Origin of the sequence: Pseudoalteromonas sp. DL2-H2.2 (genome assembly GCF_021532535.1) — a bacterium.
Lineage (GTDB): Bacteria > Pseudomonadota > Gammaproteobacteria > Enterobacterales > Alteromonadaceae > Pseudoalteromonas > Pseudoalteromonas rubra_A.
In genome coordinates this window covers 190,148-201,656 of sequence record NZ_JAKGBD010000005.1, presented here as the reverse complement: position 1 = coordinate 201,656, position 11,509 = coordinate 190,148, and the positions used below count along the sequence as shown (strand labels likewise).

Below are 11,509 nucleotides of genomic sequence, written 5' to 3'. Positions count from 1 at the left end.
TCTTTTAATTCGTTACTTCTTCGCAAATGGCGACCACTGACTGGGTTGCAGACAGCTGCGCACAGGCTTTTGCTTTATTTGCTTTTTCCCAGATCAGTGCCCGGTCGCGACAATAAGGCACCAAAGTGTCGCACAGGTGCTGTGCCGATAATGCTGATTGTGGAACCAGCAACGCTGCTGATCCGTCTACTAAAAATCGTGCATTAGCCGTCTGATGATCATCCACCGCATGCGGTAAAGGCACAAAAATGGCCATCTTACCTGCGGCGGCAATCTCGCTCACCGTCAGTGCGCCCGCGCGGCAAATCACCATATCGGCCCAGTCATAAGCCTTGTCCATATCATCAATAAACTTGGCCACTTTGGCCTGCAATCCAAAGCGCTGGTAGTCACCTTCTAGTGCAACATGATTGCCTTTACCGCTTTGGTGCCAAACCTGTATGTCACAGGATGTTGCCTCTGTCAGTAATGCCATAGCCTCTGGGACCGTATCGTTGAGCACTTTCGCGCCCAAAGAGCCGCCCACAACCAGCACATTAACGGCACTCCCCGGCTGTTTTGGCTTAAGCTGTGCCACACTTGCACGCACAGGATTACCCACAACATCATGCGCACGCTCGGCAAAAGCCTGCGGAAATGCCGCCAATACTCTGCTGGCAATGCGCGCTAATAATTTATTACTTAAGCCGGCAACCGCATTTTGTTCATGGATCACCAAAGGCACGCCAGCCAGCTTGGCAGCCAGTCCAACAGGACCTGTGACATAGCCCCCCATCGCCAGGATCACGTCCGGACGGCGATGGCGAATAATGGCTCTGGCAGCAAAAATGGCCTTTATCACCATCCAGGGTGCGCTCAGCAAGCGTTTTACCCCGTTACCGCGCACCCCTTTTACTTCTATAAAGTCGATGTCTATACCATGTGCCGGTACGACTTGCGCTTCCATTCTGTCTGCGGTGCCGACCCAGGATATTTGCCAGCCCTGCGCCTCAAGTGCTTTGGCCACGGCGATACCCGGGAAAATATGTCCGCCGGTGCCACCGGCCACCACCAGTAATCGTTTGGTCATTTTTTTCCTCCCCGGGAGGTAGCCTGACGGGTCGACAGTTTAGTTTCAAAATCAATGCGCTGTAATAATCCCGCGGCAATGGTCATGATCAATAGACTCGACCCCCCGTAGGAGATAAACGGCAGTGTCAGACCTTTGGTTGGCAACATGCCCGCACTCGCACCGACATTGACCACAGTCTGAAAAGCAAACCAGATGCCGATCCCAAGCGCCAGGTAACCCTCATATTCTTTGCCCGATTTAAGCGCTTTTTGACCTATGAGCAAGGCCCTGAACACTAAAGTTGCCAGCGTCAACAGCACACAAATCACGCCGACAAAGCCCAGCTCTTCGGCCACCACGGCAAAAATAAAGTCGTTATGCGCTTCCGGTAAATACTGTAACTTCTGAACACTGTTGCCCAGACCCTGGCCGAACCAGCCGCCCTGACCATATGCCATAAGAGACTGGACCAGCTGATAGCCCTTGCCAAAGGGATCTTCCCAGGGCTCCAGGAAACCCACCACCCGGGCCATCCGGTATGGCTCAAAGATAATTAACATCACTACGAGCAACACCCCAGTCAGCATCAGAGCAAAAAACTGCCAGAGCTTTGCGCCCGCCAGAAATAACAGCCCAACGGTAGTAACAAACATCACCACCACAGTGCCCAGGTCCGGTTGCATCAGAATTAAAAAGGCATAAACCGCAAAGACAATAATAGGTTTTGCAAACCCCTTGAGGTTTTCCTGCACTTCATCGCGTTTGCGCACCAGATAACCGGCGATATAACTGAAGAAAAACAGTTTTGCGGCTTCTGCCACCTGAAAACCAATCGGGCCAACAGGTAACCAACGCTTCGAACCATTCACCTCTCGACCAACAACCAGCACCACAGCCAGCAGCACGAGTCCCAGCAATAAAAGATAGGGGTTGAAGCGTTTCCACCAGGTCATAGGGACGGAGGTGCTAAGCCAAAACAGCACCAGCGCCATCACCAGAAACATGCCGTGACGCGTCACAATATGGTAGGGGTTATCGTACAGGCGTTCAGCCACAGGCATAGAGGCACTGGTGACCATCACAAAACCAACGCCCACCAGACACAACATGGCGTACAACAGTGGCACGTCGAATAACGAGTCCGAAGGGGTTGGGGTGAAGGTGCGCCGCAGTGCGGTCATGCTCAGCATATTTGCCCCTCAACCAGGCGACAAAACTCCTCGCCACGCGCCATATAGTTGGCGTACATATCAATACTTGCACAAGCCGGCGCCAGCAACACCAGGTCGCCAGGCTTAGCCTGCTGCGCAGCCAGCGCAACAGCCTCACTCAAATTGTTGACCATCTGGCTGTGCGGGTGCAACGGCATAAAGTCGGCACCATCCTTACCGAAGCAAAATACGGTTTTACAATAACGCTGTAACGGTGTTTTGAGTGGCGACAAGTCGGCCCCTTTGGCATCGCCGCCCACGATCAATAAGATCTGGCCTTGTTCACCGGCCAGACTTTCCAACGCCGCCACCGTCGCGCCAACATTGGTTGCTTTGGAGTCATTGAAATAACGCACTCCCTGCACATCAGCAACCAGCTGGCAGCGATGCGGTAACCCTTTGAACGCCCCAAACGCCGCAATAAAGGCGCTGTCTGGCAGTGCCAGCGGCGACAACAATGCCATTACCGCCAGAGCGTTAAACTGGTTGTGTTTACCTGGCATCGCCAGCACATCGACCGGACACAACTTTTTGCCATGCAAAGAAAAATAGGTCTGCCCATGGTCTTGCGTTAAGCTGCAAGTCGCGCCTTCAAGCGCCACACTCAGTGCGTTATCATGCGGCAGGAAGGTACGCGGATCGTCGGCGTTATACACCAGGCAATCGACCTGCTGATAGATACGTAATTTTGCTTCGCAGTAGGCGGCAAAATCCGGATACCTGTCCATGTGATCTTCAGTGATATTGAGGATCATGGCACTCAAACAGTGCAAGCTATGCGTAGTTTCGAGCTGAAAACTCGACAGCTCCAGCACAAACACATCAAAGTCTCGCTCCAGCAGATCCAATACAGACGTGCCAATATTACCGCCCAGCCCGACCTTTAAACCCGCTTGCTGACACACCTCAGCCGCCAGGCTCACCACGGTTGATTTACCGTTTGAACCGGTTACAGCGATCACGGGTTTGTCATTCAGACGAGCAAACAATTCGACGTCACCAATGACCTCAACCCCGGCTGCGATTGCCTGAGCCACACAGGTCTCATACAAAGGCACACCGGGACTGATCACCACCAAGTCGGTTGCACTCAGTGCCGCCTCTGCAAGTGGGCCAAACACCGCTTCGCATTCAGGCAAGTTGTGGTTCATCCAGTCGGCACCAGGAGGTACAGGGCGAGAGTCGACCACCTTAGGCGTAATGCCATGGCGTACCAAAAAACGTACTATGCCCAGACCGGTGACACCCAGTCCGAGCACGGTAATGTGTTTATTTTTTAAGGTGTCCAAATAACCCATATCATAACCTTAGTGTACTGCTTTAGCGGATCTTTAAGGTTGCCAGCCCCGCCAGCACCAAAATGATCGAAATGATCCAGAATCGCACTATCACTCTGGGCTCCGGCCAGCCTTTCAATTCATAGTGATGATGTATCGGTGCCATACGGAAGATCCGCTGACCACGCAGCTTATAGGAACCAACCTGTAAGATCACCGATAGCGCTTCCATGACAAAGACACCGCCCATAATCAGTAACACCAGCTCCTGACGCACCAAAATAGCGATGATCCCCAATGCACCACCGAGTGCCAGCGAACCGACATCGCCCATAAACACTTGTGCCGGATAGGTATTGAACCATAAGAACCCAAGCCCGGCGCCAACAATTGCCGTACAGACCACCACCAGCTCACTGGCTGCGGCGATATGCGGAATATGCAGATAGTTGGCAAACACAGCATTACCGGTCACATAAGCGATGATAGCCAGCGCTGATGCCACCAGAATAGTCGGGACAATGGCCAGACCATCAAGCCCGTCAGTCAGGTTCACGGCATTCGACGTGCCAACCAGCACAAAGTAACTCATCACCAGATAAAACAGCCCAAGCTGAGGCAGGACGTCTTTGAAAAAGGGCACCACCAGAACGGTTTCAGAAGGATCTGTCGACGTGAAGTAGATAAAGGCTGCGACCGAAATGGCAATCACGGACTGCCAGAAATATTTCCACCGGGCTATCAAGCCTTTGCTGTCTTTGCGAATAACTTTACGGTAGTCATCCACAAACCCGACAATACCCAGAGAACCAATCACAAACAAAGTGATCCAGACGTATTTATTGCCCAGGTCACCCCACAGCAAAGTACTGGCAAAAATAGCCCCTAAGATCAGCAGTCCGCCCATCGTCGGCGTGCCTGATTTAGATAAATGAGATTCCGGACCGTCGTCTCTGACAGTCTGGCCAATTTGCATTCTCTGTAAGGCCCGGATCAGCTTTGGTCCGAAGTACAAAGAGATCATTAATGCGGTCAGGATCCCCAGGATCGCACGCAGCGTCAGATAGGAGAAAACATTAAAGCCACTGTAATATTGCGTCAGGTATTCCGCTAACCAGGCTAACATGAGCTGTCCTCTTCGCTATCTGCGTCGTTGTTGTGGGCTTTTGAGGCATCGACCAGATCCGCCACCAGCAGCTCCATACGCGCACTGCGCGAGCCCTTCACCAGCACAGTACACACTTCATCGTGCTGTGCTAAGAGTTGTACAATCGCCTGTAACATATGCTCGCGCTGCGAAAAGTGACGATTTGCAGTTTCAAACACATCGCTGGCATAGCGGCTCAATACACCCAGAGAAAACAGCGCATCAATGCCTTTTTCTTTGGCATACTCACCCACTTCCTCATGATATTGTCGCGCTTCTTCACCCAACTCGCTCATATCACCCAGCGCAAACACCCGATAGCCCGGCATACTGGCCAGTAGGTCGATGGCGGCTTTGACAGAGCGCACATTGGCATTGTAGCTGTCATCAATTACCCGCAGGGTGTCCGACACTTCAATCAGGTTAACGCGCCCTTTCACTTCAGCCATGCTTTGCAGCGCAACTTTGATATCTTCCAGGGTCGCACCCAGTTGTACCGTGCAAGACGCTGCGATCAGCGCATTCATGACATTATGCTCGCCTGGCAGAGGCAGTGTGATGGTGACGCGCTGCGTGCCCTGACACAGTGCAAAGGTGGCACGACCCAGCGTATCCAGGCTAATATCCTCTACCCATAAATCAAGCTGCTGTGCCATAGAGAAGCGGCTGGTGCGCTGCGTCGTTAAGCTTTGCTCCCACATAGGGGCAAAGCGACAGTCGCAGTTCAACACCGCAACGCCGTTGTCTTTGAGGCCCGAGAAAATTTCGCCTTTCGCCTGACCAACACCTTCTATCGAGCCAAAGCCCTCAATGTGCGCCGGTGCCACATTACATACAACCGCAACATCTGGCTTAACCAACGCGCTGGTATAGGCAATTTCGCCTATGTGGTTTGCGCCTAATTCAATGACCGCAAACTCATCATCTTCGCTCAGACGCAGCAAGGTCAGCGGAACGCCTATGTCATTATTAAAGTTGCCTGCCGTGGCCAGCACTTTACCCAGTCGGGATAGAATCGCCGCCGACATTTCTTTCACTGTGGTCTTGCCCACACTGCCGGTGATCGCCAGCGTTTTGGGTGATACCTGTCGGATCACGGCCTGACCGAGTTGCCCCAGTGCCAGTCGCGTATCTTTGACAATCAGCTGAGGAATATCCACGTCGACCGGATGGTCAACAATCGCCGCAATCGCGCCTTTTTGCTGCGCCTGGGCAACGAATTTATGACCGTCGAAATTAGGTCCTTTTAACGCCAGAAACACTTCGTTTTCGCTAATTGTACGTGTATCTGTATTTATATTTGAAACACTGCGGTTTTGCCCGTCAAAAGGGGCCTTCAGTACATCCGCAAGCCAAGCGAGATCCATCTTGATCATGCACTTTCCCCTGATAATATTTTCTGAGCCCAGCTAATATCGCTAAAAGCCAGGCGTTGGTTACCTATGATCTGATAGTCTTCATGCCCTTTACCGGCGATCAGGATCACGCTATGTTGATCAGCGCCCCGAATTGCCTCACGTATGGCACTCGCCCTATCAGGCTGACAAAGAGCATACTCGGGCTTACTGAGCCCAGCCTTAATGTCGTTAATAATGTCGAGTGGATCTTCACCACGCGGATTGTCGCTGGTGATCACCACAGTATCAGCATATCGCTCCGCCGCCTGAGCCATCAGCGCACGCTTACCTTTATCGCGCTCGCCGCCACAGCCAAATACACAGGTCACTTTGCCTGGTACATGCTGTTGTAGCGCCTGCAGTGCCAATGCCAGTGCATCCGGCGTGTGGGCATAGTCAACCACACAGGTTGGCTGCCCGGCTACTTCAATTGCCTGCATCCGACCGGTGACGGGCTTTAGTTGCGCAGCACCTTTAACCAGTTGTGACAACGCAACCCCCTGAGTCAGCAACACAGCAAATGCCGCACTCAGGTTATACAGGTTAAACTCGCCAAACAAAGGTGTGCTAACTTCGGTATCGCCCCAGCTAGTGTGTAATCTGACGTGTATGCCCTGGCTGTCAAAGCGTGCGTCACTAAAATAAACAAACTGCTGCACAGTCTCGCTTAGCGTGTCATCCGCAGGCATATGACCAAAGCCAACCGGACGCGTTATCTTGCCTTCTTTTAGCCAACGCTGTGCCCAGGGGTCATCAATATTGATCACCGAGTAATTTGGCTGACAGGTGCTAAAGAGCTGCAGCTTGGCCTCGGCATAGTTTTCCATGGTGCCATGGTAATCCAGATGATCACGGCTTAAGTTGGTAAATACCGCCGCCTCAAACTGGCACTGCGCAACCCGCCCCTGCACCAACCCATGGGATGATACTTCCATCGCAGCCAGCGGATAGCGGTCACGCAGCTCGCTTAAAATACGCTGCAGATCGACGTGAGACGGGGTGGTGTTATTCAAAGGCGTTAGCGAGTCTGGTGCCCCGTAACCGAGCGTGCCGATTACCGCACCGGGTACTCCACAGGCGCTGGCCAGATGCGCTATCATGGCCGTGGTGGTCGACTTACCGTTGGTGCCCGTTACGCCCACCAGCGTCATCGCGCGGCTTGGCTCGCCATAAAACGTCGCAGCCAGCATGGCCACTTTGTCGGCCAGTGCGCGGATCTTAATGACCCGCGAGACAACCCGTGAGTCTTGCACATCAACAACGCAGTTTTCATCGGCCAGTACCAGTGCCGCACCACGCTCAAGCGCAGAGCCTACATACTGGCCACCATCCTGCTGATGACCCCGTAGCGCAATAAAGCAATCGCCCGGACCCACTTCTCGGCTGTCCAGGCGCAACGCGTTAATCTCTATACTTGGGTGTGAAACCCCAATGTCAGCCAGTGCCTGGCTCAAATCACGAGTCATTATCCGGCCTCTTTAAATAAGCAACCCGATCTTTGTCCGGTGCCACATTTAAAATTCTCAGTGCGTTAGAAACAATTTCGGCAAACACCGGCCCCGCCGTGTGTCCGCCGTAATACACATCTCCGCCAGGTTCATTGATCATGACGACCACGGCCAGGCGAGGATCGCTGACCGGTGCAACGCCGGCAAAATAGCCCACATATTCGTCACCATATCCGCCTGCAATGGCCTTTTCCGAAGTACCGGTTTTCGCCGCGGCCCGGTAACCATCCACAATCACATTCGATGCCGTACCGCCTTTTTCAAAGACCGACTCCATCATTTCCACCACAGCCAGTGCATCTTCTTCACGGAACAAACGCTCACCCGGCACGGGGTCATTTTGCTTCATAATGGTCAGCGGACGAGAAATACCACCAGCGCCAAAGGTCGCATACAATCGGGCCACCTGAGCGGTACTGACCGACACAGCGTAGCCATAAGACAAAGTGGCGATTTCAAAATCTGACCAGCGGCGGTTAGGATAAAACAGGCCAGAGCTTTCGCCGATCATCATAGTGCCGGTGTCTTCGCCAAAACCAACTTGCTGATACAGGCCAACAAAATACTCTTTAGGCAGCATCTGGCTAATTTTAGCCACGCCCATGTTACTGGAGATCTTTAGAATTTCGCGCAAGGTCATTTCACCATGGTTGCGCTCGTCTTTAACCAGCCCGCCATTGAGACGCATCCAGCCTGGGTAGGTATTTATGGTGTCATCTGCCTGAATAACGCCATGATCCAGTCCAGCTAACACAGCCAGCGGTTTCAAAGTTGATCCCGGCTCGAATAGATCGGTAATGGCCCGATTACGACGTTTATAAGGTGCCGCATCGCTCATATCATTGGGGTTAAAGCTCGGACTGTTGACCATAGCGAGGATCTCACCGCTGTGAACATCCACCACCATGGCCGACCCTGAGGTTGCCTGATAAGTCAGCACCGCCGACTTTAACGCCTGATAAGCAATCGCCTGGATCCGCAAATCGATACTCAGATGGACGTCTTCCGGCTCAACCCGCTCTTCCTCTGCCAACACCTGAACCTCACGCCCCTGAGCATCTTTGCGAATGGTGCGGCGTCCCTCGGTGCCTGTGAGCGCCTTGTCATAGAGTTTTTCAATGCCTTCGATGCCAATGCCATCAATGTTGGTCACACCCAGCACATGGGCCGTCACCTCCCCATTGGGGTAATAACGTTTGGACTCGTCGAGCAAATGGATCCCAGGCAGGCGCATCTGACGAATATAATTGGCCACCGCGGGCGTTACCTGGCGCTTTAAATACACAAAACGACGCGCGGGATTGTCGCGCAGGCGCTTGTCTATTTTTTGTTGTTTGATTTGCAGCACATCGGCCAGCTCACGCCAGCGTACTTCATCCTGATAAAAAGCCTGTTTACGGGCATTCAGCTCGGCGGCATTATCGGCCAGCGCCTGAGTATCCTCCCCATTACGACGCGCCTTTCTCAGCACTTTTTTAGTCAATGCTTTATCTAGTGCCTTGGGGTCGGCATAGACGCTGACCACAGGAACACTGACTGCCAGTTCTTTGCCATTACGGTCAAAGATCATACCGCGCTGCACCCGCACGGTTTCAACCCGCACTGTGCGCTTGGCATTTTCAGAGCGGGCTTTGTCGGGCTCAATCACCTGTAAATAGGCAGCACGGGCGATCAGTGCGGCAAAAACCAGCACCAGCATCACGCTGACCAGCGCAAAGCGCCAGCTGATTAAGTTAACTGAAGTCTTCTTAGCCGAGCTCATGGTAGTACGATCACCTGCTCTTCTTTACTGGTTGGCCGCTTCATCTGTAACTGGGTTCTGGCCACTTCTTCAATGCGTGCATGCTGAGAATAAAACTCTTCTTCAACCAGCAAGTAGCGCCACTCCAGGTCCAGTTCATCTCGTTTTTGTAATAGCTTGTCTTGCTCTATCAACTGCTGGCGGGTCAGGTGTGTTACCTGCACCACCGCAAGCGCCGACCCTAAGGTCAACGCCAGCAACACAAACGTCAGCTTATTGGCCAGTAGTAACTGGCATATTTCTAAAAATAATTTGGGCTGACGCTGATGCTTTTTCATTACAGTTTCTCGGCAATTCTTAGCACCGAGCTGCGTGCGCGCGGATTGGCATCGATTTCAGCCTGACTGGGCTTAATAGCCTTACCCACCGCCTTCAGTGTCAGGTTTTGCTTAAGCTGCGCGTCTGTCAGCGGTAACCCGCGTGGCACAGCCTCACCTTTACTTTGTTTTTTAATGAACTGTTTAACAATGCGATCTTCCAGTGAATGGAAGGAGATCACCACCAGGCGACCACCCGGCTTTAATACCGCCAGTGCGGCCTGCAATGCTGTTTGGATCTCTTCAAGCTCACTGTTGATGTAAATGCGAATGGCCTGGAAGGTGCGCGTGGCCGGGTGCTTATGCTTGTCTTTGACCGGCACTGCTTCATCGATCAGCTCTGCCAATTGCTTGGTCGAAGTGATCTCTGTGTGCTCGCGGGTTTCAATGATCTTGGTCGCAATACGGCGGGCAAATTTTTCTTCACCGTATTTTTTGATCACAAACACCATATCTTCGAGCTCTGCTTCTGCCAGCCACTGTGCGGCACTGCGACCAGCCGTCGGGTTCATGCGCATATCCAGCGGGCCATCTTTCATAAAGCTAAAACCACGCTCGGCGTCATCAAGCTGAGGTGAAGACACGCCGATATCCAGCAAGATACCATCAACCTTGCCAAGCAGATCGGCATCACGGGCGACACTCTCAATGTGCGAAAAGCGATTGTGGGCAATACTAAAACGCGGATCATCGGCGAACTTCTGTGCCGCCGCAATCGCTTGCGGATCCTGATCTATCGCCTGTAAGCGGCCCTGCTCATTGAGCCGCTTGAGTATTTCACCCGAGTGACCACCGCGGCCGAATGTACCGTCGATATAAGTGCCATCGGGTTGGATATTCAATGCATCCAGCGTTTCAGCCATCAACACTGAAATATGTTGCCATTCTGTCGCCATAAAATTTGGTTTTCACCCCAGTTATAAAGAAAAGTCATCCAGCTCAGGGCACGCTTCTACGTCACCACTGCGCTCAATCTCGGTATCGGCCTGCATTTGCTCATACCAGCGTGCTTCGTCCCAGATCTCAAATTTATTGAGTAATCCGACCAGCATCAGCTTTTTGCCAAGGCCAGCATGGGCACGCAACGTGGGCGCCAGTAAAATTCGACCATTTTTGTCGAGCTGGTACTCTTCCGCATGTCCTAAAAGCATGCGTTGCCAGCGTCTGACTCTGGGGTTGGTGTTGGATAGTCGTTGTAATCTGGATTCAATTTCGCGCCACTCAGACAATGGATAAAGCCACAGGCATGGTTCATTGATCGCAATAGTGCAGATCACGGCCCCCTGTTCTTCAGACAGCAGCGGCTGGCGATACCGGGTTGGTATCGAAAAACGCCCTTTGTCATCGAGGCTCAATGAGCTTGCGCCGCGGAACATAACTATCCGCTCGGCCTGATACGATTAGCCAGTCTTTGATCCAATTTGATCCACTCTAACCCACATTTTCCCACAGGATGACAGTCTAGGGCTTGACAAGCCTTTTTGTCAAGTTGGATCACACGGCTTGACTCGCCTACAGGCCAGAAAAATCGCGGGTTTTGCGGAACTCCATGAATTCGGTGGGAAAATGTGGGCAGACAAATAATGTGGGATCTTTTTACGTAAAAGCGTCCCTTTTTTGATAACTGTGGAATATTTCATTCATGAAATTTTTACGCGCCGGGGTGTTACCAAAAAGCCGAAAAATTAATAACTCTCGACTAGTATTTAGCTTAAACGGGTTGGTTAAAGCGCGCTGCGCTTGTATCATGCCGCCACCTTAAACCCAGGCGAGTTTTTATTATTAAAGAAATATCAATAA

10 protein-coding genes are annotated in these 11,509 nt (G+C 52.3%); all 10 read right to left on the bottom strand.

Features of this window, described 5'->3' with window-relative positions:
• Nucleotides 1-4: 4 nt before the first annotated feature.
• From murG to mraZ, 10 genes are read right to left on the bottom strand one after another with little or no spacing between them, the layout of a single operon-like run.
• Entirely contained in the window at nt 5-1,069 is a 1,065-nt protein-coding gene (gene murG, locus L1285_RS10780; protein WP_235412331.1) for an undecaprenyldiphospho-muramoylpentapeptide beta-N-acetylglucosaminyltransferase, read from the bottom strand.
• Entirely contained in the window at nt 1,066-2,241 is a 1,176-nt protein-coding gene (gene ftsW, locus L1285_RS10775; RefSeq protein ID WP_046004805.1) for a cell division protein FtsW, read from the bottom strand. Before ftsW ends, murG begins: the two co-directional genes overlap by 4 nt.
• Nucleotides 2,235-3,560, bottom strand: a complete 1,326-nt coding sequence (murD, locus tag L1285_RS10770) for a UDP-N-acetylmuramoyl-L-alanine--D-glutamate ligase (RefSeq protein WP_235412330.1) — start codon at nt 3,558-3,560, stop codon at nt 2,235-2,237. The genes ftsW and murD overlap by 7 nt, the downstream gene beginning before the upstream one ends.
• 22 nt (nt 3,561-3,582) lie before the next feature.
• Nucleotides 3,583-4,665 carry a phospho-N-acetylmuramoyl-pentapeptide-transferase gene (gene mraY, locus L1285_RS10765; protein WP_046004807.1) on the bottom strand — a complete coding sequence of 361 codons (1,083 nt, stop codon included), beginning with the start codon at nt 4,663-4,665 and terminating at the stop codon, nt 3,583-3,585.
• Nucleotides 4,659-6,062, bottom strand: coding sequence for a UDP-N-acetylmuramoyl-tripeptide--D-alanyl-D-alanine ligase (locus L1285_RS10760; RefSeq protein ID WP_235412329.1), 1,404 nt, complete (start codon nt 6,060-6,062; stop codon nt 4,659-4,661). The genes mraY and L1285_RS10760 overlap by 7 nt, the downstream gene beginning before the upstream one ends.
• On the bottom strand, nt 6,059-7,549 hold the full coding sequence (locus L1285_RS10755; RefSeq protein WP_235412328.1) for a UDP-N-acetylmuramoyl-L-alanyl-D-glutamate--2,6-diaminopimelate ligase: 1,491 nt from the start codon (nt 7,547-7,549) through the stop codon (nt 6,059-6,061). Before L1285_RS10755 ends, L1285_RS10760 begins: the two co-directional genes overlap by 4 nt.
• Nucleotides 7,539-9,353, bottom strand: coding sequence for a penicillin-binding transpeptidase domain-containing protein (locus L1285_RS10750; protein ID WP_235412327.1), 1,815 nt, complete (start codon nt 9,351-9,353; stop codon nt 7,539-7,541). The genes L1285_RS10755 and L1285_RS10750 overlap by 11 nt, the downstream gene beginning before the upstream one ends.
• On the bottom strand, nt 9,350-9,670 hold the full coding sequence (gene ftsL, locus L1285_RS10745; RefSeq protein WP_046004811.1) for a cell division protein FtsL: 321 nt from the start codon (nt 9,668-9,670) through the stop codon (nt 9,350-9,352). Before ftsL ends, L1285_RS10750 begins: the two co-directional genes overlap by 4 nt.
• Nucleotides 9,670-10,605, bottom strand: coding sequence for a 16S rRNA (cytosine(1402)-N(4))-methyltransferase RsmH (rsmH, locus tag L1285_RS10740; RefSeq protein WP_235412325.1), 936 nt, complete (start codon nt 10,603-10,605; stop codon nt 9,670-9,672). The genes ftsL and rsmH overlap by 1 nt, the downstream gene beginning before the upstream one ends.
• Nucleotides 10,606-10,626: 21 nt before the next feature.
• Nucleotides 10,627-11,085, bottom strand: a complete 459-nt coding sequence (gene mraZ, locus L1285_RS10735; protein WP_046004813.1) for a division/cell wall cluster transcriptional repressor MraZ — start codon at nt 11,083-11,085, stop codon at nt 10,627-10,629.
• Nucleotides 11,086-11,509 lie beyond the last annotated feature (424 nt).